The following is a 24311-nucleotide window of genomic DNA, read 5'->3' as shown; positions in this document are numbered from 1 at the left end:
CGTTTTTATGCCGATGTTACCACTCTCGCCTATTCAATTAAGTTGTTGTCATGTTGATGACTTTTAAATGAGTTTTTAAACGCATAAAAAGCATAGTATAGTTGCCTTTTATTTAGAGTGGTGCGCAGTTTTGAGATATTTATAACTGTGGTTTTATAAATATACAGAACAAGAATGTGTAGTAATGTTATACTAAGGCAGATGCCATGATTTCATCATGGCATCTGCCTTAATTGTTGTGTTATCTCAGCCTGGCAAAGCCAGGTATTAATTTGGTTAATATATTGGCAGCATCAATTCCAGAGACCGGTAAGAATGATTTTTCCACTCTGATGAACGAGCCCTTCCCAGTCATCACCGCTCACTGTTTTTCTGGTCATATTGTCAGTGAGTGAAAATTGCAGGCCCAGGTCATAGAAGCGGGTATAACCTATACCCCCCTCATCCCATTCTTGTGCTGGTCGTGATTCAATAATCTTTCTGGACCTCAGGTCTATGGGAGGACCATTACACTCTATGGGCGTGGATACCGGCTGGTTACCAGCAGAGCTGAAGATGATGCTGGTAGGCACAGGCACTGCCCGGGAGGATTCGATTTGTCCGTCCGGGTAGAAGGTACACCGACCCTGATGGGGAATACCGACATCTTGCGTGACTTTGACCTCCAGTCGGGCCGCATTGGTATAACCGGTTTCCGACAGCTCGTAGTTAAACACCAGATTGTCCTTGCCCACCTCACCGGTCTGATAAGGCGATGGGTTACCATCGGCCGACTTGATGCTCACTGTCTGTGCTCGCGGTATAAACTCAAACCCTCCCCTAAAAGGTATGGATAGACCAAACAGGTAACCGGTTGAATATGTGGCATACAGTTCCGCAATGTCATCGAAATGTATTTTATTTTGCTTGTACATTCTCTTGAGAAGTGCATTATTGAAAAATACTTTAATCTGTTCTGTTCCGCTCCGGCTTCTAATCCTTGCTGAGTTCACTATAGTTGTATTCCCAGGATAAATAGGCGCCCAGTTAATTTGTGGGCCAAACTTGAAGGCGATTAATTCATTGCTACCAGATAGTCTTTGCTTGAGAACCATAGAAAAGAAATATTCATCTAAGGGTGAATAAGGGGGATACGGAGCCGGTACCCAGCTTAGGTTGTATGAGGCAATGGTGCATGTGAGCCCATCGCTATCGCCCACCCTGTCAGCAATACAGGCGCCGCTCCCACCGGGGGCAGGAGTAGGGTTGCCATTGCTATCTATCACAATCTCTTCATTGATATCTTTGCTGACAAACTTGATGTGCCCGGCCTTATTGGTGGTTAATTTACGCACGCGCCAGTCGTGTGGCTGGGTTTGGGCGGTGCAACGATTGGAATTGTTTGTATCTTGGTAGATACAATAGTGGAGGTCACGCACTATCGATGTGCCTACCGGCGCATCGCGCAGATACCAGAGTGTATTTTGCGATAATCTGCTGCTCAAACCATAGGAACTGTGCCCATAGTCGCTGAAGCCATAAAAGCCTTTGGCGTCTATCTGAGCAGGCCTCGCTCGTGGACTGAAACCGCTGCACCCCTGCCTAAAATTGCCACCATTATTATTGCTACACAGCAAACTTGCATACGGGAAGGAAATGGGGCCATCCTCCCATACATCCAGTTTGTAACCATCAGGTAAGACTCGTGGTAAAAAATTATCATCGTTACTAAAAGCCAACACTCCATTGGTCTTGTCCAGGTTATAGATGTTAACATCAGTAGGTTTAGGCGTACGAATGAGCAAATCGGGGTGCCCCTCTACGCTTACGATGACCAGATTCGATTCTTTGTCGATATAACGGACCGGGGTGTTGGCCATCACCTGGTAACTACCTAGCAGTAGCAGCAATATTTTGGAAAGATGTGTCATGAGTTATCCTGATATGTTCAAAATATGTCAACCCAGTCGTGTCTTGAATACTGTTTTCAGTCCGCGACGTTTAGGGATGCATCATCACGAAGAGAAGCGGATACGCTTATGCGTTAAGCTGGTGAGCATGCTTGACCTATGGTCATAAAACGGCGGTCATACACGATCAGCTTCTGATTGCCGGATTGTGAAATCTTGGTGTTATACCAAGTCTCCCCCGGTAGCAGATATTTGGTATCTGCCGTGCTGTCTGGTTCATCACAGCCTTGTTTGACAATAAACTCAAAGAAGGTGTTGCCTGTGTTGCGAATCGTCCCTTCGCTTTCATCGAGCTCGTAATTGAATTTCTCCTGACGGGGTCGCACCACCAGAATGGATTGCACCTCAATGTTCAGCTCCAGTGTACCTTTGCGATCGACGGGTGGTTTTTTTTCAAGCTGGGCTGCGGGTGATTCGACAAAAAAGACGCGATAGTAGCGCTCCTGATCATCCTTGGCTCCCTTGTAATAGAGTTTGACATTTTGCCTCTGCCCTTCGTGCAGTACAAAGCGTTTGGGGGTGTACAGCAGCTCACCGGGCAACATGGCCAATGGGTAGCCTTTGGCTGTGGGGTCGCTTATCTTCTGTGCTTTGACTTCATACACCTTGGGTAAACGGTCATTATTAATAATGGTCCGCGCTATCAAATCACTTGATGGTTCCATGATTGCTGTCATGGCACCTATATCAATGGCTGTGACGGGGAGCCCCCAAACCAGCGAGATCAAACACAAGAAAGTACGATACATATCTATCTCTTCCAATAATAAGTTCTGGTGACCTTCATCATGGCCTGGGGCATTTTGCTATTCACCATCTGTCGATCATTCGATGAGTGACCGGAGCTTTGATTGTCATCAACATTACCCGGAGTGATACATCCTTCCTTGATAAGGTGCTGCTTGTACCACCTTTATCGGTCTCACAAGCCAGCTGTCCTCGGTTTCGTTTTCAATTAACAGGAAATGATGGCGTCGTGCTTAATCACAATGACCCAATATCCGGTGCAGTCAGCGCAGCGTACAACCATTGCGTCGAGCAAAGAGAGGCCTTCACGGTTAATTCCTTGTCACCATCGCATATGTCGGCAGCCCCTGGCAGGTAATGACCCCTATCCAGGCGGCGCCAGTCTGCTCTTCAAGATCCAACTCCGCCTCACAAAAATCACTGCCGCGGCGGAACATCAACATGGGGTTGGCTTTATCCACATCCAGAGAGAACTCCCCTGCTTCATTGGTGACCGTGCTGCCGATGTGATTATCCAACCTGGCATTGGTCAGCAGGCTGCCATCCTCTGCCTTGATGATGCCAAACACTGTGACCATCTCTTTGATATTGTTGCGCGCATCCAGGGTGGCCACGTTGCCGGGAAACAGGGTGTAACGTTGTTTACCGGTGTTTATTTCATAGCTGTCCATGCTGGTTTTGCTGTTGAGCAGCTCGATTTCATATTCCTGATAGGGTTGCAGGGCCAGGAAGGTTTTCTCACCTTGCAGGGGATAGTCCTGGCCATTGACCTTGGCCAGCATTTGTCCACCACCAGATAACCCGGTATCGATAAGCACGCCAGCGTTGGCCTCGTTCCTGCCTGATGCTGCCAGGTGTTCACCCGCAGTGGCGATCGAGCCCCGTGCGATCAGGTTGCCGTTAAGATCACCCTGACTGCTGCGCGACAGACTGGAGGTGCCGCTAATGACTTGATGCTCGAAGCCCAAGGTACCCGAGAGGGCGGGTGAACCTCGTTCATCACCGTTCAAGACCTTTTGGACGTTGAGAGAAGCCAGGTTGACAACCCCCTCCAACCGCTGTTGGTAGTTGAGGTTGGCAATGCTCTGGCCCTGTTCGTTGCTGCTCATGCCCATGCTGAACAGCTGGCCCAGCGGCAAGCTGTAATCGAGCGTGATGCTCTTGTTGCTGTTGCTACCGATGCGGTCATCATTGCCGCTCTGCACGCTGGCGCGCATCGACAGGTTGCCATAGCGACCGGAATAGAGGTGCTGGTAGTAGTCCAGATAGTTGCGTGTGCTGCCTATCTCTTTGTCATGGGTAGTGCTGAACGAGAGTTGGCCCAGGCCATTCAGCCAGCCGCCAAGGCTCAAACTGAGTCCTGATGAGTAGAGGTGGCTTTCGCTGAGGTTAAGGCGTGAGCCGCTGCTCAGCTTCTCTTGTGAAGCCCAGAGTGACACATTGTCGATCGGTTGTACGCTGATGTTGCTACCTGCTCGCCAGGCGCTATCAGAAGAGGCCATGGCCTGGGCGCCCAGGTTGATGCGTTCATGGGCCTGCCACTGTATCCCGCTTTCAGCAACAACGGCCTGGTTGAAGGCATAGCTGGTACCGGAATAGGTGAGGGCATCCAGGGTGCGAGAGAAAGATACGCCCAACAAGGGAGAGTCACCCTGCTCATCTGAGGTTGATTCCATCCAGCCCCCCCACCACTGCCAGCCCCAACGGCCGACGAACTGGTTGCCCCCTCCCAATTTGGTGACGCGCTGGGTGCTGGTGTCGGTCAAACGTCCATCAACATAGACTTCAACGGTGACGTTATAGACACCACCAGGGAAGGAAGTGGTATCAATACTCTGGTTGCCGATATTGAGGTTCTGCAGCCCAATCAGACGGCCATCCCGATAGATGCGCGCTTCGCCGTTGGCGGGCATAAAGACCTGCACCGGGGTCGTGGATTGGTTGGCGTTCTGCTGGCGAGACTGGGCCTGGTTGCCATAAGAAGCACCATAGATACGTCTGCTGTTCAGGGCTGTGACCATGCCCAATGTTTGCAAATCCCAGGTCGATACCATGCCAGCGGCCAGACGACGATCATCCAGATCCCGCTCGTACATGGCACTGTAAAGTGTGCCGCTTTGCTGTGGCTCGCCCAGGTTGAAGAGAGAACCATCCAGCGTCATGTGATGCGCCCCGTAGCCGAAGGTACTGCCAAGCTGGACAAAGTTGGAGTCGAGATAGCCGTAATCCGTGTTGTTGAAGGAGTAGCCCAAGTTGTAACGATGCACGCTGGTCAGCGCCTCTACACTGGGTGTCAGGCTGGTGCTTGAATCTTGGGTAGCGGCCATCCCAAAGGCATCGCGAGAAACCTCTATATTCAACTGCATGGTGAGCAAATCCAGCTTCATGCTGGCATCGGAATTGACCTCCAGATGACCTTGCTCATCAAAGGTGCGTTGTTCGCTATCGGCAGAGAGGGTCGAGACCAGCGCCTCGTTGAGCTGCGTCTGTTGCTGGCTGGCACCGAAGTCGATATTCAGCAGTTGCAACTGCTGTTCTCTGAGCACCAGAGTGGCACTGCCAATCGGATCTGAGGTGAGGGTTTCTTTCCCGCTCAGTTCATCCCGATAGTGCAGTAGCACAGGGACTGACAAACCATCGCGCAGTGCACTGGCAAAACTGGCTGGAATGATGACATTGGCAAGGCGCAACGGTGCGATCGATTCTGCGGCTGCGCTGGTGGCAAGCAATAGAGCGGCAACACTGACGGCATATTGTTGAATCCAGGGGCGCATCATTTATCCAAAGTAGTGATTAGTCTGCTGCTTGAGCTGGTCGCTGCAAGGTTACTTGACGGTGGCAAAGTCTTTGCCGAGCCAGAGACCGACGTGACTCTTCTCGTGATTGGTATCAACCCGTTTGAAGACGCGCTGTTTGCCCGGCAAGTCGTAATAGGTCTCTTTGCACTGCTTGCCCGGTTGGTCGCGGCAAACACCATAGGCCACCACCCGATAAGAGGCATTGCCCCGGTTGGTGAGCTCGCCATGGCTCAAGAGATAGTCAAAGCGTACCTTGCGTGGGGTCACCACCAGAATGGTGCCGATCTGGGCAGAGGTAGTGGCCATCGCCTGACGACTCTCGTTGCGCTGCTCATCCATGGAGAGCGCCGTATCGCGCCAGGTGATGCGGTAGTAACGCTCCTGGTCATCAGCGGGACCTTTATAGAAGAAACGCACGTTGTTCTTCCCCTTGGCGGGCAACATCATGCGTGCCGGTGAGAGCAGCAATTCACCCTCTACCTCCATCGGAATGTCTACCCCTCCTTCTTCAGGGGATGAGATACGCGAGATATTCACCGTTACCAGTCGAGCCTGGTCACTGTTGTTTTCAATCTCTTTGGCCACTTCGGTTTCATTGCTATCGATAAAGGTCGTGACCGACCCTACGTTGATCGCATTGACCACCGGCAGATAAAACAGGCCTGCCAGCAGAAAGATCGTGAATCGCATGATGGTGTTCCGTAATTAAAAAAGGGGGACCAGATTGGCCCCCCAGTTGGAGTCGGGTGGCGTGTTTAGGCCCAGCTGGCGACAAACTCAACGCTGACCTCACCAGACCAGATACCGTCAGGCAGGGTGGTGAATGGAGCGTTTGTCCCATTGACGGTGGCGCTGTCGATATTGAAGCTGAAGGCGGCCTGAGCACTGGTGCGCTCACCAGCGGTATTGGCGCCCTGTGCAACTGGTGCCAGGTTGCCACCATTGATGCCGGCTGCGGTGTCAATCAGGGTGGTGTAGCCTGTGGAAGCGACCGGCTGGCCCATCCAGAACACACCCACATCGACAGTTGAACCGCCGCTCAGGTGGTTCAGGGTACCGCTCAACTTCTTGGCCTTGAGGGTAAATTCGGTCAGCTCAGCGCCCACCTCGCCGGCATTACCCTGAACGCTAACGTCGAACAGGCCATCGACGGTGTTAAAGCCCTTGATGCCTTCGGCATATTGGAATGCGAGGCTGCCCAGCGGAGTGACGACCAGGTCGCTACTGGTATCTTTCTTGGCTGTGGCTTTCCAGGTTGCAATGGAAGGAGGTGCTTCAACTGCAGCATGGGCAGCAGTTGACGCAAAGCCAGCTAGAACGATGGCGATCAGAGTCTTTTTCATTATAAATCCTCGGTTGTTTTTATATTCTGGTGATTGAATATGCGTTCTCGTGGTCTTGGCTGGTATGCAATGCACTTATTATCGGAATCTCACCGCGACATGCCTGTTTGCCAAGATGGAAAAATATTAATCGGCCATGTTTCGAGATGCGACCAAAAAGCATGTAGGACAATTCCTAAGGTGCATTTAAAAAACAACAACGGGGTTTGTTGTTTTTTTGTTGGTTATTTCGGCGACTGTTGTTGCATCGATGTTTTGGCAGGGATGCTTGAAACAATCTATTACGAAATAGTTATTGCTAGACATAACAATGTGTTAAGTGGTAATCGAAAGTACCTTTGCTTTACCATTCCTTAACGTATAGTTATGTAGGGAATCTTATAAAGGCATTAATTATCAATGATTTACAAGTAGATCTTTCTCTCCGTTAGCGATGGCCACATTCAGCTATAATCATGATGCATCAGACATTCATGTATTAGCTCCAGCAGTAAATGCCAGATAAGATTCATGATTGATGAGGCGTTCATTAAGCTATTAGAAAGCTTGGCTATGGCTTGATACGCCTTAGGAACTCAAGTAAAGCTAAGAATAGATAGCATTATTTTGGTTTTCAGTTGGAGCCGTCCTGGAGGGAGCATGAGAAAAGTATTGGTTGTGGATGATCATCCAGCAATAAGAGTTGCCATTCGCATATTGTTGCAACAAGAAAATTATATAGTTGCGGGTGAGGTTGATAATGGTGTTGATGCCCTGTCAGTTTTTAAAAAAATCAATCCGGATATTACTATCATTGATATCGGAATTCCAAGTTTGGATGGTATAGAAGTGATTAAAAGAATTAGAATGGAGGGATCGCCTGCTATTATCATTGTTTTCTCCGCGCTCGATAGTCAACATAATATGTTAAGGTGTTTGCAAGCCGGAGCAGATGGTTTTGTCTCAAAATTAGATGATATTATGATGCTTAAAAAGGCTATATTGAAATGCCAGAGTCAGAAAAAAGCTTTTCCAAAAAAAGTTATGCATCATGGGAAATATGCAGAGCTAATTGATGGAGATAATATTTTCAGCACCCTATCAAGTCGAGAAATGACAGTGTTGCGCAACCTCTGCCTTGGCAAGGCAAATAAGGAAATTGCTATAGATATGTTGCTTAGTGAAAAAACCATCAGCACTTATAAAGCACGACTGATGGCAAAGTTAAATGTTTCCAATATTGTGGAGCTAATAGAACTAGCAAAGAGCAAAAGTCTTTTTTGAGTGGACGCCAATGAAAATGAACAGCTTCATTAAATATCTTGCTATTATGCTGGTGATACCTTTTTTTAGCTTTGCATCATCGAAAGACGAATATATTAAAATTCATTCTCGTGAGAAATCGTATAACTATAAAAACACCTTGCCGGCATTTAATGCTGAACAACTAATATGGTTGCGTAAAAAAGAGCAATTGGTATTGGCTGTGCCATTGCCTGATAACCCCCCCTTGGATATTACCATTCGCTCAGAAAACTATGAGGGTGCAACGGCCGATGTACTTGGATTGCTGTCGAAAATTCTTGATATAGATATTTTTGCCAAAAAATACCCTTCACGTGATGCAGCGATCATGGCTGTCAAGATGGGTGAGGCTGACATGATCAGCTCTGCCAATGGGTATGAGATAAATAATGGATTGTTATTAACGGATGTCTATCTTGAAGATCAGCCGGCTCTCTATAAAAACATCAGTGTAAATAATAAAAAGATAAAAAATATTACGGTGGCAGAAGGTTATTTGCCTATGGCCGAAATAATAAAAATATTACCTGGTGTGAAGATAGATATACATGCCTCAAAATACAGTGCGGTAGCTGCGGTTGCCTATGGTGAGGCTGATGCCGTATTGATTGACATGATATCAGGTAACTTTATTGTCAATAAGCTTTATCAGGACAGTGTGCATCTGGTTAGACCACTTTTTGCGCAGACCAATGGTTTTGCATTTGGACTCAAGTCTGATGATGATCTCCTAAGAGATATAGTGAATATTGCTCTCCGTGTCGTCACCACGTTCCATCATGACTCTATTTTGAAAAGATGGAGTGGTGGGGGCCTATCTATCGAATCAAAGCCTGCCATGCTGACGGAAGAGGAATGGCAATGGATCAATAGCAAAGGGGAGCTTAGAATTGCGGTAAATAAAGGGGCACCGCCACTGAGCTTTATCGATGTCAGAGGTAACCTGCATGGCATCTCTCTGGATGTATTACAGGTGATTGGTGCCAAGCTCGGCATTCAGGTCACTCCCGTACCTATCGGCTCTTCTCTTGAACAGCTAGAAAGACTGGGGCGCAGAGAGGTTGATGCCATCGTCATTACCCCGACGAAAGCTCGTGAAGACACGCTGCTGTTTAGCCGTGCGTTTATGCTTGATCCCATTGTGATGGTCGTTAAGAAAAATCCACAGCGACCATCTGCCAGCGAGATATTAGAACGTGGCCGTATTGCGCAGATTGAGGGTGCTCGATTGGAATATCCTTATGGGGGCCAGCTATCAGTCAATAAGCCAGTATGGGTGAAAAAACTTACTGACGCGGTGGAATGTGTCTTCTCTGAACGATGTGATATGGCACTGGTGCCACTGCGAGCAGCCAAGTATCTGATTAACTCAGAATATTCAGATAGCTTGATCATTGCTGGTGAGCTTTTTGATTCGATGCCAATAAGAGCATCCTTTGCTGTCAACCAAGATCAGTCAAACCTGATTGGCATCATCAATAAAGTATTGGCCTCCATCCCACCTGATGAGCTGGATATATTGGCATCTCGCTGGCGAGTCAGTGCAAAACATGATGAAATGTCTTTTTATGAGTTTATAGTTATTTATGCTAAGTATATTTTTGCAGCACTGCTGACGCTGGTATTAGCCTTTTTTTGGATACTCTATTTGCGCCGGCAAGTCAAGCTGAGAAAAAAAGCGGAAATAGAGCTGAATGCACAGCTTAACTTTATTGAAGAGTTGGTGGATAGTACTCCCCATCCTATTTATGCTAGGGATGTAACAGGTCGCTTGATACTCTGTAATAGCAGTTATGCGGCATTTTTTGATGTTGAAAAAAGAGACTTAATCGGCTTGACAATAGAAGAATGTGAGCGACGCTGGCCATATATGTCAGTCCTTGGCGATGTTTATCGAGGGACTCTTCAGGATGCAGAGCCCAGAGATGGCGATCATGTATTGCTGCTGACCGATCGAGTTTTAAATATATATCACTGGATACAGGTTTTTCGTGGCCTTTCAGAAGAGGTCGATGGTGTTGTCGGTGGCTGGATAGACATCAGTGAACGAGTCTCTTTGATCGAGAGACTAGATAATGCAAGCCGTGATGCTCAGGCGGCCAGTCGTGCCAAGTCAACCTTTTTAGCCACAATGAGCCATGAGATCAGAACGCCGATGAATGCCATCATTGGTTTGCTTGAGTTGACATTAAGAAAGGATGGCTTGAATACGGAGGACCGTGATGCAATTCGAGTCGCCTATCAAGCGTCGCATGATTTACTAGGGTTGATAGGTGACATACTGGACCTTTCAAAAATTGAATCAGGCAAACTGGAGCTGTCTCCATCACCGCAACAAATCAATGTGCTTAACCAGTCTGTAATCAATGTTTTTTCTGTCGTAGCACGTCAGAAGGGACTGACCTTGAAATTATACGACCAGCATGATGTGGCCGTCATGGTTGACCCTATTAGGTATAAGCAGGTGCTTTCCAACTTAGTGAGTAATGCCATTAAATTTACCCGCCAAGGCGGTGTCGAACTGGCGGTTGATTTACGGCCAGATGGAGAATGGTGTGACATCACCGTAAGTGTCGCTGATACCGGGATCGGGATCAGTAAGGAAGATTTGGAGTATCTGTTTTTGCCCTTTAGTCAGGCTACGCAACCTGCCGATATACAAAAATCTGGCACCGGGTTGGGACTGATGATCAGCCGGACTCTGTGTCAGATGATGGGAGGTGATCTGGAAATAAACAGTGAGCTGGGACTGGGGACAAAGGTAATCGTGTCGCTTCGTTTGCCTCTTGCGGAAACCTTGGCTGTCCGAGAGTGTGGCTCAGAAGAGAGGTTTACTCCGTCATATGACAATGCGGGATACCGTATTCTTGTTATTGACGATCACCCGACAAATCTCTTGCTGGTCAGCCAGCAACTGACATTTTTAGGTCATGAGGTGCTGACGGCCAGCTCAGGTAAATCCGCTCTGCAACTGTTGTCACAGGAGCCTGTTGATATCATCATTAGCGACTTCAATATGCCTGATATTGATGGTTTGGAATTTACCACTTTGCTGCGCCAGCAGGAGCGAGATAATGAAGCCGTGCGTACCGTAGTGATTGGTTTGACTGCAGATGCTCGCCAAGATCAAGTGCAGAGGGCCATGGAGGCTGGGATGGACGATTGTTTGTTCAAGCCCGTGAGTCTCGATGACCTCAAGGCATGCTTGGCTACCCACCACCCAGGGAAAATATTGCTGGCTCCTGAAGATATGGCTACTCGATTCATGCATAAATTGAGCAAGCTTACGGTAGGGAACAGTGAGCTGATGAGCGTATTGATTAATGAGTTTGTCACTGCATCTGAACAAGACATGCAGCATCTTGCTGAAGCCTGTATGCAAGGTCATAGCCAGAAGTTCTTGGCCCAGCTGCATCGTTTGAAAGGGGGGGCCAGGATTCTGGGAGCGGATGAATTGGTTGCCTGCTGTAACGAATGGGAGCAGTCACCTCGTCTGTCGGTTTGCATGCCCGCAGCATTGAGACAGGTCCGAAATATGTATCAACAGGTAAAGGCTGGGGTCGATTATTGGAATAAAGCACACAAAACGAGAGGGGAGTAACCCCTCTCACTGCGGTCTTAGGCGATTACCAGTAGGCTACTAGCTCATACCCACTTTCGGTTAGCTGCCCAGCAGACTGGGCAGTTTGTTGATATGAAAGATAATATTGTTCCGTTGCTGGGACTGACTGGTACTTTGTAGTGAGCTTTTTGCCATTAAGCATCACAGTGGGGGTATCACTTGCCGTCGACAAGGTGCGAGCTTTAAACGTTAACCCGCTATCGGGAGAGGTTAGCTTGGCTGCCAATACTTGAGCCGCCGGGTTTGTTGTGGAAATGGCTTGTTGCCCCGGATGCAGCAAGCTGACGGAGGATTGGCTGTCTTTGCTGGCTGTTGCTTGCCAGGTCACTGTCTGGCTCAGTGTTTGTGCCTCGACCTGGTTGGCAATCAGCAGGGTGGGGAGTGCAAGCAGCAGGAAGTTCTTTTTCATGATGTGTATCTCCTGTGTGGTGGCCCCGAATGGAGTCAATTTCTCTATCGGCGAGCATTAGAAAAAGCTTAGACCGACCTGGAGTGGCACAATGCGCAGCCTTGTTGTTTTACATGCGGGAGAGGTGCGGGTGTTGCTCGAAAATCAAATGATGTTGTTGGCGGTGTTCGAACGGGCGGCGCTGATGCTGATGACCCTCTTCTTCCTGACCCGCACCCGGCCGTTCCAGCGGCTGTTCCAGAAGCGGGATCACACCCCGGCGGAGCTGGTGCTGGTAGCCTCCATCTTCTGCCTGTTTGCGGTGTTCAGCACCTACACCGGCATTCCGGTAGAGGGGGCGCTGATCAACGTGCGGATCATCGCCATCATCTCGGGCGGCATTCTGTTCGGCCCCTGGGTCGGCATTCCGGCCGGGGTCATCTCCGGTCTGCACCGCTATCTCATCGACATGGATGGCCACACCTCGATCCCGTGCCTCATCGCCAGCATCATCGCCGGTCTGCTCGCCACCTGGCTGCACCTGCGCTGCCGCAAGTCGCGGCTCTGGCTCTACGGCATTCTGGCGGGGATGCTGTGCGAAGGGCTCACCATGCTGCTGATCTGGCTGCTGACCGAGCCCCACGAAGTCGGGGTGGAGATCGTCAACCATATCGCCTATCCGATGATCGCCGGGGCGCTCTGCATCGGCCTTATCATCAAGCTGGTGCAGGATCTGGATGACGAGAAGGAGCTGATTGCCGCCAAGCAGGCCAAGCTGGCGCTCGATATCGCCAACAAGACGCTGCCCTTCTTCCAGAACATCGATCGCCACTCTCTCAGTCAGGTGTGTGATGTGATCCGGCGCGACATCAGCGCCGATGCGGTGGCCATCACAGATACCCATGACGTGCTGGCTTATGTCGGGGTGGGCAAGGACTATTACGAGCTGGATGAGCACCACGCCATCAGCGGCATGACCCAGCAGGCGGTGCTGCTCGACCAGATCATCATCAACAACGATCTGCGCCAGTATCACCTCTCCGATTTCCACTCGGTCATCATTATTCCGCTGCGAGAAAACGGCTCGGTGAGCGGCACCCTCAAGATCTACTACCGCCGCACCCACAGCATCACCAGCTCCCTGCGGGAGATGGCGGTGGGCCTCTCCCAGCTCATCTCCACCCAGATGGAGGTGTCGCGCATCGAGCAACTCAAGGAGATGACCCGCAAGGCGGAGTTCACCGCCCTGCAGAGCAAGATCAACCCGCACTTCCTGTTCAATGCCCTCAATGCTATCTCGTCGCTGATCCGCATCCGGCCCCAGCAGGCGCGCCAGCTCATCGCCAATCTGGCGGACTACCTGCGCTACAACCTCAACAAGGGGGATGAGCTTATCGACATTCAGGAGGAGCTGCAGCAGGTGCGTGACTACGTGGCAATCGAGCAGGCCCGCTTCGGCGACAAGCTAGAGGTGGTGTTCGAGGTGGACGACGTGCACATTCAGGTGCCGAGCCTGCTGTTGCAGCCGCTGGTGGAAAACGCCATCCTGCACGGCATCCAGCCCCGCAGCGCGCCGGGCCGGGTCACCATCGAGGTGAAACAGCTGGCGGGCGGCATCCGGGTATCGGTGCGCGATACCGGTTACGGCATCAGTCAGGCGGTGATCGACGGGGTCGCCGCCGGTCGGGTGGAGAGTCGCAGCATTGGCCTGATGAACGTGCATCAGAGGGTCAAGCTGCTCTATGGTGACGGCCTGCACCTCAAGCGGCTGGAGCCGGGTACCGAGGTGAGTTTCTATCTGCCGGATCAGGAGTCGATGCCATGCTGAGAGCCATCATGGTTGAGGATAAGTGTGTGCCGCGAGAGGTGTTGTCATGCTGAAAGCGATCATTGTGGAAGACGAATGTTTGATTCGTGAGGAGCTTGCTTCTCCTGTGCTCCTTCAGGGGGCAATGTCATGTTGAAAGCGATCATAGTGGAAGACGAGTATCTGGCTCGCGAGGAGTTGATCTATCTGGTGAATCAGCACAGCCAGATCGAGATAGTGGCGAGCTTCGAGGATGGGCTGGAGGCGTTCAAATACCTGCAGGATCACGAGGTGGATGTGGTGTTTCTGGATATCCAGATCCCTTCCATCGACGGCCTGCTGCTGGCCAAGAACCTGCACAAGTCGAGCCATCCGCCCCACATTGTCTTCGTCACCGCCTACAAGGAATTTGCGGTGGAGGCGTTCGAGCTGGAGGCGTTCGACTACATCCTCAAGCCCTACAACGAGCCCCGCATCATCAATCTGCTGCAAAAGCTCGAGCATGCGGGCAAGTCGCAGCCAGCCACCACAGGGGAGGCGAGCGGCGAGGGGATCAGCCCCCACAATCGCACCGTCAATCTGGTGAAGGGGGAGCGCATCATCGTCACCCCCTGCGAGCAGATCTACTACGCGGAAGCCGACGAGAAGCTCACCTATGTCTACACCCGCGACGATCGCTACGTGATGACCATGACCATCAGCGAGTTTGTCAGCCGGCTGCCGGCCGAGGGGTTCTTTCGCTGCCACCGCTCCTACTGCGTCAACATCAACAAGATCCGCGAAATAGTCCCCTGGTTTAACAGCACCTACCTCATCCGGCTCCATGATCTGCCGTTCGAGGTGCCGGTCAGTCGCAGCAACATCAAGGCGTTCCGTCAGCTGATGCGGCTCTGATTGTCATTCATTCCCGCCGATCTGCATTTCATGCCTTAATCGATCGGCGCGAGCTGCGTCTTGCCTATAGTGGCCTCAATTTCCTTAAGGCCATCGACCGAGACGCATCATGACCAAAGAGATGAATCGCACCCGGTACCTGACACTGATCGGTACCATCATCACCCAGTTTGCACTGGGTTCTGTCTACACCTGGAGCCTGTTCAACGCCCAGCTCTCCGACAAGCTGGACGAGCCGGTGAGTCAGGTCGCTTTCGCCTTCGGGCTGCTCAGCCTCTCGCTGGCGGTCGCCTCCTCCATGGCGGGCAAGCTGCAGGAGCGATTCGGGGTGCGCAACGTGACCCTGGGTGCCGGTGTGCTGCTCGGCATCGGTTTCTTCCTCACTGCCCATGCCAGCAATCTGGCGATGCTCTACCTCTGCGCCGGCATTCTGGTCGGTTTTGCCGACGGTACCGGCTACCTGATGACTCTCTCCAACTGCGTGAAGTGGTTCCCGGAGCGCAAGGGGCTGATCTCCGCCTGCTCCATCGGGGCCTATGGTCTCGGCAGTCTCGGTTTCAAATACATCAACCTGCTGCTGCTCTCCAGCTCCGGCCTTGAGACCACCTTCCAGCTGTGGGGGCTGATCGCCATGTCCATGGTGCTGGTGGGCGGCATGCTGATGAAGGATGCGCCCAAGCAGGCCGCTTCCGTGCAGCAGAGCGAGAGCCGTGACTTCACTCTGGCCGAGGCGATGCGCAAGCCGCAGTACTGGATGCTGGCGCTGATGTTCCTCACCGCCTGCATGAGCGGCCTCTACGTCATCGGCGTGGCCAAGGATATCGGCGAGAAGATGGTGGGTCTGCCTGCTGTAGTCGCCGCCAATGCCGTCGCCATCATCGCCATGGCCAACCTGGGCGGCCGTCTGGTGCTGGGTATCCTCTCCGACAAGATGTCCCGCATCCGGGTCATCACCATTGCCCAGCTGATTACCCTGGCGGGCATGGCGCTGCTGCTGTTCGTGCCGCTCAATGCCAACCTGTTCTTTGTGGCGGTCGCCTGTGTGGCGTTCAGCTTTGGTGGCACCATCACCGTCTACCCCTCGCTGGTGAGCGACTTCTTCGGTCTCAACAACCTGACCAAGAACTACGGCGTCATCTATCTGGGCTTTGGTCTGGGCAGCATCATCGGCTCCATCGTGGCCTCCCTGTTTGGCGGCTTTATGGCGACCTTCCACCTGATCCTGGTGTTGCTGGTGGTGGCGCTGGTGCTCTCCCTCACCATTCGCCTGCCGGCACCGGTAGCGGTGGAGCGGGCCTGATAAGCCTCCCTGCCACAGCAAGCAAAAACAGAGACCCGGGCCATGCCCGGGTCTTTGCATTTCCGATGGTCGATCAGCGCGGCGCTAGCCCCAGCAGCTGGCGGGCCTTGCGGCAGCTTTCCTCCACCGTTGACCAGTCGTCACCGGTTACCGTGATATGGCCCATCTTGCGGCCGGAGCGGGGTTCGCCCTTGCCATAGAGGTGCAGATGCAGGCCGGGCAGCGCCAGCAGGGCAGCCCAGTCGGGTGTGCCGTTCTGCCAGAGATCTCCCAGCAGGTTGATTAACAGGGCGGGCCGCACGGCGATCTGCTCCGGCAGCGGCATATCGCACAGGGCCCGCACCTGCAACTCGAACTGGCTGCATGCGGCGTTGTCGAGGCTGGGGTGACCCGAGTTGTGGGGGCGGGGCGCCAGCTCGTTGACCAGCAATTTGCCTTCCACCAGAAAGAACTCCACCGTCAGCACCCCCATGTAATCGAGGGCGGCAATCAGTGGCTCAGCGATCCCTTTGGCCTCGCGCTCCAGCGTTGGCACATTGGCCGGGGAGCGGGTCTGGTCCAGAATGCCGCCGCTGTGCCAGTTCTGCACCAGTGGCAGGGCGCTGATGGCGCCGCCCGGACTGCGGGCCAGGGTCAGGGCAAACTCCCCCTCCAGCGCCAGCCGTTGTTCCAGCACGCAGGGCACGCCACTGGCTGCCAGCGCGCTCGCCAGCTCATCCAGATCGCTCACCTGCCACTGCCCCTTGCCGTCGTACCCTTCGCGGGCCGTCTTGAGAATGGCGGGCAAGAGTTCGCTGGCCTGTGCGGGGATAGGCTCTTCCGGCAGTAGCGCCAGATAGGGTGCGACCCGGATGTTGGCTCCGCGCAGAAAGGCTTTCTCTTCACGGCGATCCTGACAGATGCGCACCGCGCTGGCGCCCGGGCGTACCGGCTTTTGTTTTTCGAGCAGTGCCAGGGTGGCGGCGGGCACATTTTCGAACTCGCAGCTGATGGCCTCGCAGCGGCTGGCCAGTTCGTGCAGGGCTGCGGTGTCGTCATAGGGGGCGACAATATGGTGATCGGCTGCGGCCCCGGCGATGCTGGCCGGATCGGGATCCAGCACCACTACCTTGTAGCCGAGGCGGTGGGCGGCCATCACAAAGTAGCGGCCAAGCTGGCCGCCCCCCAGCATGCCGAGGGTGGCGGGTGGCAGGATCATGTCGGTTCCTCCAGCGTGAGGGCCAGCACCCGGTCGCGCTCGCGGGTGCGGAAGTCGTCGAGCTGCTGCCGGTAGCGGGGGGCGTCGTCGTCTTGTGCGACCGAGAGCAGGGAGACGGCGAACAGAGCGGCGTTGGCCGCTCCCGCTTCGCCGATGGCGAAGGTGGCGACCGGTACCCCCTTGGGCATCTGCACGATGGAGAGCAGGGAGTCCATCCCCTTGAGATGGCGGGAGGGGATGGGCACCCCCAGTACCGGCAATGTGGTCTTGGCGGCGACCATACCCGGCAGGTGGGCGGCGCCACCGGCTCCGGCGATGATGGCGCGCAGGCCGCGCTCGCGGGCGGTGGCGGCATACTCGAACAGCAGATCCGGGGTGCGATGGGCCGAGACTACCTGCGCCTCGTAGGGCACGCCGTGCTCCTTGAGGATGCGGGCGGCAGCCTGCAGCACGGGCCAGTCGGAGTCGGAGCCCATTACCAGGCCGATCAGGGGAGGGGTGTTCATTTTCTCTGAATCCTTGCTGTTAAACGTTTGCTTTTGGTGAACAAAAAGAGCCGGCAAGCCGGCTCAGAATTTCTCGGGTCGCACGATTTCGACCGGTTGCAGAAAGGCGATCATGGCGTAATCGGGGTAGTAACGACTCTGCAGGTGGGCCAGCAGCCGCTCCGCCTGCTCCCGGCTGCAGATGGCCTCCAGCCGGATGTTGCCGCTCTCGCTCCAGCTGGCGTTGCGCTCGCCATGATCCCCTCGGCCGCGGGCATCTGTGATGGTGTAGCCGCGCAGCCCCTCGCGGGTGAGGGTGCGCAGCAGGGTCGGCTCCAGATTGGCTTCCGTAATGACGGTCAGCAGGGTGCGGGTCTCGGTCTGCATGTGGCTACTCCGTGAAGTGGCGGGCCCAGCTGTGGTAGAGCGGGATCCCCAGCATGATGTTGAACGGGAAGGTGACCCCCAGCACGGCGCTGAGGGACAGCCCCGGATTGGCCTGAGGCACAGCGATGCGCATGGTAGCCGGCACGGCAATATAGGAGGCGCTGGCCGCCAGGGTCGCCAGCAGGGTCAGTCCGCCGAGGGAGAGGCCCATCAGCTGGCCAGCTGCCAATCCCAGTCCCGCCGAGGCGAGCGGCATCAACAGGGCGAAGCCGAGCAGGAAGAAGCCATGCTTGCGTAAGTCCTGACACTGACGGGCGACGATGAGGCCCATCTCCAGCAGGAACAGCGCCAGCGCCCCCTTGAACAGGTCGACAAACAGCGGTTTGAGCGGGGCAATTCCGTCCGGCCCGGCCAGATAGCCGATGGCCATGCCGCCCAGCAGCAGGGTCACCCCTTTGCCGAGGAAGGTCTCGTGGGCCAGCATGCGCCAGCGGGTCTCGCGACTGATGCCGCGGGCCAGCACTATGCCCACCAGAATGGCGGGGATCTCCATCACCGCGAGGAAGATGGAGAGCTGGGATTCAAAGCTGATGCCCCGCTCGGTGAGCCAGTTCACCCCGACCGCAAAGGTGGCGACGCTGACCGATCCGTAGTGGGCGGCGGTGGCAGCGGCATCCACCCGGTTCATCTTGAGGCGCAGCACGGCAAAGCCGAGCAGGGTCTGCACCACGCCGAGCAGGATCACCAGCGCCAGTTGTGGCAGCAGAGGTTGCAGGGATTGCTGGGCCAGACCGACGCCGCCCTTGAGGCCGATGGCCAGCAGCAGAAAGAGGGAGAGAGTGTCGTAGAGGGCAGGAGGCAGTTTGAGCTCGGAGCGCACCAGACCGGCCAGCAGACCAAACAGAAAGAAGAGTACAACAACGTCCAGCATGATGGTTCGCAGGGCAGTTCAGATAATGGTTGCATGCTAGAGCCCGCAATGTTTCGATAAAATCAGATTCTCGCTGATGGTTGTTCGATAAAAACTGATAGGGAACGGCATGCTCAACTACAAACAGCTCTACTACTTCTGGCATGTGGCACGCAGCGGCAGCGTGACGCAGGCCGCCGAACAGCTGCATCTCACGCCGCAGACCATCAGCGGTCAGGTTGCAGAGCTGGAACAGTCCCTCGGGGTGGCGCTGTTCAACCGGGTGGGACGGCGTCTGGTGCTGACCGCTGCGGGTCGGCAGGCGCAGGAGCAGGCGGGGGCCATTTTCTCGCTCGGCGCCGAGCTGGAGCACACCCTGCGCCACGCCAGCCAGGAGCTGACAATGCAGGTGGGGATCGCCGATTCGGTCCCCCGCACCCTGGCGTTCGAGCTGCTGGCCCCCGCCATGGCGCTGGCGACCCCGCTGCGGCTGGTGTGTCATGAGGAGCGGGCCGAGCAGCTGTTCAGCGAGCTGGCCCGTCACAAGCTGGATATGGTGCTGATCGATCGCCCGCTTCCTCCCGACAGTGGTGTACGTGGCTACAACCACGAGCTGGGGCGCAGCCCGCTGGCGCTGTTTGCCAGTCCCGAGCTGGCGGCGCGGGCGCGGGACGGCTTTCCCGCCTCGCTGGAGGGGTTGCCGTTGCTCATCCCCGGAGAGAAATCTGCAACGCATGATCGGCTGTTGGCCTGGTATCGCCAGCAGGGCATTCATCCCCATCTGGTGGGGCAGTTTGATGACTCTACCCTGATGAAGTCGTTCGGCAAGGCGGGGATGGGGATCTTCCCGGCGCCGCTGGCGATGGCTGACGAGATTGGCCGCCTCTACGGGGTGGAGCGGATTGCGACCCTCACCGAGGTCACCCTCTCTTACTATCTGGTCTCGGCAGGGCGCCATCTCTCCCATCCCGGGGTACAGGCGGTGATGGAGGGCGCCCAGCAGCGGCTGGCGGCGCTGGCTGGCAATAAATAGAAATCTGGATGGCTATACATCCAGCTTTGCTCTGCCTATAATCCTCCCGCTTTGGCGCATCATGCTTAATAGGGAATCCGGTGAGAATCCGGAGCTGGCGCGCAGCGGTAAGGGGGAACGAAGCGACATCAGGGCACTGCCGTCAGGCGGGAAGCCGTCGCCGTAGGCTATCAGCCCCCGAGCCCGAAGACCTGCCAGAGTTCGTATTTCGGGCCGAGAGAAACCGGCCACGAAGTAGATACTTACGCGAACTTAAGGATCTCTCATGTCGAAGAAATTTCTGGCGGCTGCCCTGTTGCCGACGGCGGCGTTTGCCCAGCAGCTGACCATTCCCGTCAATCCCACCATGGTGGTGACCGCTACCCGCGTCGCCCAACCTGCCTCCAGCGTGCTTGCCCCGGTCAATGTGGTGACCCGGGACGAGATCGATCGCCTGCAAGCCCAGACCGTGACCGATGTGGTCAAGACCCTGCCCGGTGTGGAAGTGGTCAGCAATGGTGGCCGAGGCCAGCTCAGCTCGCTGCGGGTGCGTGGTGGCACCTCCTCCCAGACGCTGGTGCTGGTGGATGGGGTACGCAGTGCCTCCCTGACCGCCGGGATGACCGAACTGAATAACCTGCCGCTCAATCAGGTGGAGCGCATTGAATACATTCGTGGCCCGCGCGCCACCATCTACGGCTCCGACGCCATCGGTGGGGTGATCAACATCATTACCCGTCCCGACAAGGGGACAAATCAGCACAAGTTCAATATCGGTGCTGGTTCCCATCAACAGCGTCAGGCCGCTTTCAGTAGTGCCAGCCAGGTAGGTGAGGCGGGTCAGCTCAAGGTGGCTGGCGGTTTTGATGATGAAGAGGGTTACAACGTACACCCCTTGCCCGGCATCAACGATGGTGACCGTCACGGGCATCGGGGCTACAACGCCATGCTGGACTACCAGCAGGCCCTCGGCAGCAATTGGGATCTGTTCGGTACAACCCGCTGGTTCCGCAATGTGGCCCAGTATGCGGGGTCTGACGCAAACTATGCGCCGCATCGAGCCGAAACGTGGACTGAAAACCAGAGCTATCAGCTGGGGTCGCGCTATCACGATGATCGCTATCTGAGTGAGTTGCGTGGCGCCTTCTCCAGACAGGATGCGTACGACTATCTCGACAATAGCGGCCGCGATCAGGCCAATAATTGGACCTACACCCGCCAGTACAGCCTGAACTGGGTCAACAGCCTCAAGCTGAACGAGCTGTGGACGCTCGGCGGCGGTGCTGACTGGCAGCGCGACATGCTGGACGATCGCTCGCGATCTTCTGGCTCCCCCTATCCGGCAGGGGCCAAGGAGCGGGACAATACCGGGGTCTATGCCCTGGCCCAGTTCGACAACCAGACATGGCAGGGTGAGCTGAGCGGCCGCAGTGATGACAACGAGCAGTTTGGTCGTCACAACACCTGGCAAACCGGCGCAGGCTGGCGTTTTGTCGAGGATTACCGCCTGAGTGCCCGCTACGGCACCGGTTTCCGCGCCCCCTCCTTTAATGACCTCTACTATCCGGGCTCTGGCAATCCCAACCTGAAGCCGGAAGAGTCGAAGAGCAGCGAGCTGATGCTGGATGGTCAAACTGCGGGTGTCGAGTGGCGGGCCACCGGTTATCGCAACGACTTCGAACAGATGATCCAGTGGGCACCCAACAGTCAGGGTATGTGGACACCACAAAACGTTGGCAAGGCGCGCATTGAAGGGATCGAGCTGGAAGGGGAGTTCGACACTGGCTGGTTGAGTCATAGAGTCTCTGCCGAATACAAGGATCCCAAAGACAAGGTAACCGACAAGCAGTTGCAGCTGATCTCCCGCAAAGGGGCCAAGTGGGTGACGCAGGCGCAGTGGCAGCAGCTTGATGGTTCATTGAGCTGGATCTATCAGGGTGAGCGCTATGGCGATGTGGCCAACACCACAACACTTGGTGGCTACAGCGTGTGGAATCTGGCCGTTGGCTACAAGGTCACTCCGGCGCTCAAGGTATCTGGCAAGATCAACAACCTGCTTGATAAGGAGTATCAGACTGCGGTGGGTTATCCGGCCGATGAGCGCGCTTACTACGTGACGATGGATTACTCACTCTAAGCCGGAGCCGGCCAAGTGGAAAAATCAGGGGCCCTGCCATTGGCAGGGCCTTTTCTATTGGCGGCAGGCGGGAGTATGATCGCCGCCTTGCACCAAAGGGGAGCTCAAGTGGCCAATATTCTCGTGTTTGATTCCGGTATGGGTGGCCTGACCATCTACCGCGAGATCCGCCGCGTTCTGCCGGCACACAACTATTTCTACTGCTTCGACAACGCCAACTTCCCCTATGGTGAATTGAGCGAGCCCGCCCTGATTGCTGCCTGCACCCGCTTGGTGACCACCATGGTGGCTCGTCATCAGATCGATCTGGTGGTGATTGCCTGCAACACGGCCAGCACCATAGCGCTGCCGGCCTTGCGTGAGGCTCTGGATATTCCCGTGGTGGGGGTGGTGCCAGCCATCAAGCCCGCCGCTGCACAGACTCGCAACGGTTGTATCGGTCTGCTGGCCACTCCAGGCACCGTCAGCCGCGACTATACCCATGAACTGATCGCCCAGTTTGCTCCCGGCAAGCGGGTGCTGCTCAAGGGCACCACCGAGCTGGTCATAGAAGCCGAACACAAGCTGGCGGGCCTGCCGGTCAATATGGCGCTACTGCGCGAGGTATTGGCCGATTGGCTGGAGGGGGAAGAAAAGCCGGATACGCTGGTGCTTGGTTGCACTCACTTCCCGCTACTCAATGAAGAGATTGGGCAACTGATGCCGCAATGTCAGCTTATTGACTCGGGCAGTGCCGTTGCCAAACGGGTGGCTTGGTTGCTGAACAATGGCGGGCATGCCATCGTGCAGCCTGTACATATAGAAGAGGTAATTGCCAGGGCTTACTGTACCCGGCTGGATGGGGAGGCTCAAAAACTGACAGCCCCCTTGCAAGCATGGGGGCTGTCATCACTGGAAGAGGTGAAGTACTGACGGCGGTTAGGCGTCAGTTTCGCTACCTTCTCTTTCCTCTTTATCACGTTTGTCATTCGCTTCACGCACCTTGAGGGTGCGCTGCTGATACTCTTTGTCATTCAAAGCGGCAATCGCCTTGGCGGCATCGGCGGCGGGCATCTCCACGAAACCGAAACCTCTGCGCTTGCCGGTTGCCTTGTCTTTCATCAACCGCACGGAAATGACCTGGCCCTGTTCGGCAAACAACTCGCGCACTGCAATCTCATTGGCGCGATAGGGCAGGTTGCCTACATATAAGGTGCAAGTCTCCTGATTGGCGATCGACTCGGCAACATTAGCCGGGGTTCGCTTCAGGAACAGCGGTACCACGAAACCGCCGATGGCCAGACCTGCTGCAAAAATCACTTCCGCTTTCAAAGAGAACTGCAGGGCCTGGGCAACCAGGTAGCCAACCACTGCCAATACCAGAGCAAGGATTGCGGCCTGCATATATACGGGAAACTTGGATAAATTCATCTTAAAAGACCTTTTGTAAATGAAAGCAAAAAAGGTGCAACACTATATTCACCTCCATGGTAACCAGCTTTCCTGATTGGCGCTACCATGGACCACTCGGGAGAGGTTATCGGCTCCAGTATGGCATTCCCAAGGTCACTGAAGGCGACATAAATGACGCTAAAATGGGAGTGAAATAACCGGATTGTGGATAACGTTGTATATATACACTGAATAAGCTGTTTCTAATTGAATAATTTGAAATTTTCGTGATTTTCTTCAAAAAAAGTCTTGTCATCGCAGCGCGGCTCCCTATAATGCGCCCCTACCAGCACGGCGGAACACGCCGAACTGATGAGCCAGCTTCCTAGCGAAGTGGGCGCCGAAAGAAAAGCGAAAACAATCGCTTGACTTTCGAAGTGAGAAGCGTAATATGCGCCTCCTCAACGCGAAAAGCGTGACGCTCTTTAACAATTTGAATCAAGCAATCTGTGTGGGCACTCACAGCATCGAGCATCAAAAACAATTTTTGATTTTCAATGTCTGATGAAGTGACCAAAGCAACGAAATGTTGCAGCAGTTAATTCAGCAATTCATTGAGCCGCTTTTCGAAGCAACCAAACTTAAATTGAAGAGTTTGATCATGGCTCAGATTGAACGC

At 54.4% G+C, this 24311-nt stretch carries 19 protein-coding genes and 1 riboswitch; of the genes, 8 read left to right on the top strand and 11 right to left on the bottom strand.

Annotated elements, in window-relative coordinates; genetic code table 11:
* Nucleotides 1-293: 293 nt before the first annotated feature.
* The 5 genes from G5253_RS14680 to ecpA all read right to left on the bottom strand — a co-directional run bounded on the left by G5253_RS14680 (nucleotide 294) and on the right by ecpA (nucleotide 6837).
* The gene (locus tag G5253_RS14680) at nucleotides 294-1910 is read right to left on the bottom strand and encodes a hypothetical protein (protein WP_421203631.1); all 1617 of its coding nucleotides are present in this window, start codon (nucleotides 1908-1910) and stop codon (nucleotides 294-296) included.
* A 113-nt stretch (nucleotides 1911-2023) separates the two neighbouring features.
* Nucleotides 2024-2698, bottom strand: a complete 675-nt coding sequence (locus tag G5253_RS14675) for a fimbria/pilus periplasmic chaperone (protein ID WP_421203629.1) — start codon at nucleotides 2696-2698, stop codon at nucleotides 2024-2026.
* A gap of 309 nt (nucleotides 2699-3007) precedes the next feature.
* A complete protein-coding gene (locus G5253_RS14670; protein ID WP_421203627.1) occupies nucleotides 3008-5470 on the bottom strand; it encodes a TcfC E-set like domain-containing protein in 2463 nt (820 codons plus the stop codon).
* Between the two features lie 51 nt (nucleotides 5471-5521).
* Nucleotides 5522-6184 (bottom strand): hypothetical protein, encoded by a 663-nt coding sequence (locus G5253_RS14665; protein WP_421203626.1) that lies wholly within the window; start codon nucleotides 6182-6184, stop codon nucleotides 5522-5524.
* Between the two features lie 65 nt (nucleotides 6185-6249).
* Complete coding sequence (gene ecpA / locus G5253_RS14660) at nucleotides 6250-6837, bottom strand: common pilus major fimbrillin subunit EcpA (RefSeq protein WP_421203624.1); 588 nt, start codon at nucleotides 6835-6837, stop codon at nucleotides 6250-6252.
* Between the two features lie 639 nt (nucleotides 6838-7476).
* Here ecpA and G5253_RS14655 point away from each other — a divergent pair.
* Nucleotides 7477-8100 carry a response regulator gene (locus G5253_RS14655; protein ID WP_421203623.1) on the top strand — a complete coding sequence of 208 codons (624 nt, stop codon included), beginning with the start codon at nucleotides 7477-7479 and terminating at the stop codon, nucleotides 8098-8100.
* A 10-nt stretch (nucleotides 8101-8110) separates the two neighbouring features.
* Nucleotides 8111-11722, top strand: coding sequence for a response regulator (locus tag G5253_RS14650; protein WP_421203621.1), 3612 nt, complete (start codon nucleotides 8111-8113; stop codon nucleotides 11720-11722).
* 25 nt (nucleotides 11723-11747) lie between these two features.
* Here the strand turns inward: G5253_RS14650 and G5253_RS14645 are convergent, their stop codons facing one another.
* Entirely contained in the window at nucleotides 11748-12152 is a 405-nt protein-coding gene (locus tag G5253_RS14645) for a hypothetical protein (protein WP_421203620.1), read from the bottom strand.
* Nucleotides 12153-12285: 133 nt separating this feature from the next.
* Here G5253_RS14645 and G5253_RS14640 point away from each other — a divergent pair, with 133 nt between their 5' ends.
* From G5253_RS14640 to G5253_RS14630, 3 genes are all read left to right on the top strand, one after another.
* The gene (locus G5253_RS14640) at nucleotides 12286-13959 is read left to right on the top strand and encodes a sensor histidine kinase (RefSeq protein ID WP_160880862.1); all 1674 of its coding nucleotides are present in this window, start codon (nucleotides 12286-12288) and stop codon (nucleotides 13957-13959) included.
* Nucleotides 13960-14088: 129 nt separating this feature from the next.
* Nucleotides 14089-14832: a LytR/AlgR family response regulator transcription factor gene (locus G5253_RS14635; protein ID WP_421203619.1), complete on the top strand. Its 744-nt coding sequence runs from the start codon at nucleotides 14089-14091 to the stop codon at nucleotides 14830-14832.
* A 109-nt stretch (nucleotides 14833-14941) separates the two neighbouring features.
* Entirely contained in the window at nucleotides 14942-16132 is a 1191-nt protein-coding gene (locus G5253_RS14630; RefSeq protein ID WP_040069602.1) for an L-lactate MFS transporter, read from the top strand.
* A gap of 73 nt (nucleotides 16133-16205) precedes the next feature.
* On the opposite strand, the gene G5253_RS14625 is transcribed toward G5253_RS14630, so the two are convergent.
* The 4 genes from G5253_RS14625 to G5253_RS14610 form a co-directional block, all read right to left on the bottom strand.
* Complete coding sequence (locus G5253_RS14625) at nucleotides 16206-17330, bottom strand: 5-(carboxyamino)imidazole ribonucleotide synthase (protein WP_421203618.1); 1125 nt, start codon at nucleotides 17328-17330, stop codon at nucleotides 16206-16208.
* Nucleotides 17327-17836 carry a 5-(carboxyamino)imidazole ribonucleotide mutase gene (gene purE / locus G5253_RS14620; RefSeq protein ID WP_317103121.1) on the bottom strand — a complete coding sequence of 170 codons (510 nt, stop codon included), beginning with the start codon at nucleotides 17834-17836 and terminating at the stop codon, nucleotides 17327-17329. Before purE ends, G5253_RS14625 begins: the two co-directional genes overlap by 4 nt.
* Nucleotides 17837-17899: 63 nt before the next feature.
* Nucleotides 17900-18202: a P-II family nitrogen regulator gene (locus G5253_RS14615; RefSeq protein WP_005321666.1), complete on the bottom strand. Its 303-nt coding sequence runs from the start codon at nucleotides 18200-18202 to the stop codon at nucleotides 17900-17902.
* 4 nt (nucleotides 18203-18206) lie between these two features.
* The gene (locus tag G5253_RS14610; RefSeq protein WP_040069609.1) at nucleotides 18207-19133 is read right to left on the bottom strand and encodes a sodium-dependent bicarbonate transport family permease; all 927 of its coding nucleotides are present in this window, start codon (nucleotides 19131-19133) and stop codon (nucleotides 18207-18209) included.
* 109 nt (nucleotides 19134-19242) lie between these two features.
* On the opposite strand from G5253_RS14610, the gene G5253_RS14605 reads away from it, so the two are divergent.
* The 3 genes from G5253_RS14605 (at nucleotide 19243) to murI (ending at nucleotide 23173) form a co-directional block, all read left to right on the top strand.
* The gene (locus G5253_RS14605; protein ID WP_421203616.1) at nucleotides 19243-20145 is read left to right on the top strand and encodes a LysR family transcriptional regulator; all 903 of its coding nucleotides are present in this window, start codon (nucleotides 19243-19245) and stop codon (nucleotides 20143-20145) included.
* Nucleotides 20146-20180: 35 nt separating this feature from the next.
* Nucleotides 20181-20359, top strand: a riboswitch (cobalamin riboswitch).
* Nucleotides 20360-20410: 51 nt separating this feature from the next.
* Nucleotides 20411-22261 (top strand): TonB-dependent receptor domain-containing protein, encoded by a 1851-nt coding sequence (locus tag G5253_RS14600; RefSeq protein ID WP_421203614.1) that lies wholly within the window; start codon nucleotides 20411-20413, stop codon nucleotides 22259-22261.
* 108 nt (nucleotides 22262-22369) lie between these two features.
* Nucleotides 22370-23173, top strand: a complete 804-nt coding sequence (murI, locus tag G5253_RS14595) for a glutamate racemase (RefSeq protein WP_199428019.1) — start codon at nucleotides 22370-22372, stop codon at nucleotides 23171-23173.
* A gap of 6 nt (nucleotides 23174-23179) precedes the next feature.
* On the opposite strand, the gene G5253_RS14590 is transcribed toward murI, so the two are convergent.
* Nucleotides 23180-23671: an RNA recognition motif domain-containing protein gene (locus tag G5253_RS14590; RefSeq protein WP_005339200.1), complete on the bottom strand. Its 492-nt coding sequence runs from the start codon at nucleotides 23669-23671 to the stop codon at nucleotides 23180-23182.
* Between the last annotated feature and the right edge of the window lie 640 nt (nucleotides 23672-24311).

Origin of the sequence: Aeromonas sp. 602658 (genome assembly GCF_049173005.1) — a bacterium.
GTDB lineage: Bacteria > Pseudomonadota > Gammaproteobacteria > Enterobacterales > Aeromonadaceae > Aeromonas > Aeromonas veronii_A.
The sequence above is the reverse complement of the archived record's forward strand: the minus strand, read 5'-3'. Positions and strand labels throughout refer to the sequence as shown.

Coding starts and splice junctions, on each gene's coding strand:
- G5253_RS14625 (WP_421203618.1), bottom strand. CDS start 17,330: ATGATCCTGCCACCCGCCACCCTCGGCATGCTGGGGGGCGGCCAGCTT.
- G5253_RS14600 (WP_421203614.1), top strand. CDS start 20,411: ATGTCGAAGAAATTTCTGGCGGCTGCCCTGTTGCCGACGGCGGCGTTT.
- G5253_RS14665 (WP_421203626.1), bottom strand. CDS start 6,184: ATGCGATTCACGATCTTTCTGCTGGCAGGCCTGTTTTATCTGCCGGTG.
- G5253_RS14670 (WP_421203627.1), bottom strand. CDS start 5,470: ATGCGCCCCTGGATTCAACAATATGCCGTCAGTGTTGCCGCTCTATTG.
- ecpA (WP_421203624.1), bottom strand. CDS start 6,837: ATGAAAAAGACTCTGATCGCCATCGTTCTAGCTGGCTTTGCGTCAACT.
- G5253_RS14655 (WP_421203623.1), top strand. CDS start 7,477: ATGAGAAAAGTATTGGTTGTGGATGATCATCCAGCAATAAGAGTTGCC.
- G5253_RS14635 (WP_421203619.1), top strand. CDS start 14,089: ATGTTGAAAGCGATCATAGTGGAAGACGAGTATCTGGCTCGCGAGGAG.
- G5253_RS14645 (WP_421203620.1), bottom strand. CDS start 12,152: ATGAAAAAGAACTTCCTGCTGCTTGCACTCCCCACCCTGCTGATTGCC.
- G5253_RS14590 (WP_005339200.1), bottom strand. CDS start 23,671: ATGAATTTATCCAAGTTTCCCGTATATATGCAGGCCGCAATCCTTGCT.
- G5253_RS14610 (WP_040069609.1), bottom strand. CDS start 19,133: ATGCTGGACGTTGTTGTACTCTTCTTTCTGTTTGGTCTGCTGGCCGGT.
- purE (WP_317103121.1), bottom strand. CDS start 17,836: ATGAACACCCCTCCCCTGATCGGCCTGGTAATGGGCTCCGACTCCGAC.
- G5253_RS14650 (WP_421203621.1), top strand. CDS start 8,111: ATGAAAATGAACAGCTTCATTAAATATCTTGCTATTATGCTGGTGATA.
- G5253_RS14675 (WP_421203629.1), bottom strand. CDS start 2,698: ATGTATCGTACTTTCTTGTGTTTGATCTCGCTGGTTTGGGGGCTCCCC.
- G5253_RS14615 (WP_005321666.1), bottom strand. CDS start 18,202: ATGCAGACCGAGACCCGCACCCTGCTGACCGTCATTACGGAAGCCAAT.
- G5253_RS14605 (WP_421203616.1), top strand. CDS start 19,243: ATGCTCAACTACAAACAGCTCTACTACTTCTGGCATGTGGCACGCAGC.
- G5253_RS14680 (WP_421203631.1), bottom strand. CDS start 1,910: ATGACACATCTTTCCAAAATATTGCTGCTACTGCTAGGTAGTTACCAG.
- G5253_RS14630 (WP_040069602.1), top strand. CDS start 14,942: ATGACCAAAGAGATGAATCGCACCCGGTACCTGACACTGATCGGTACC.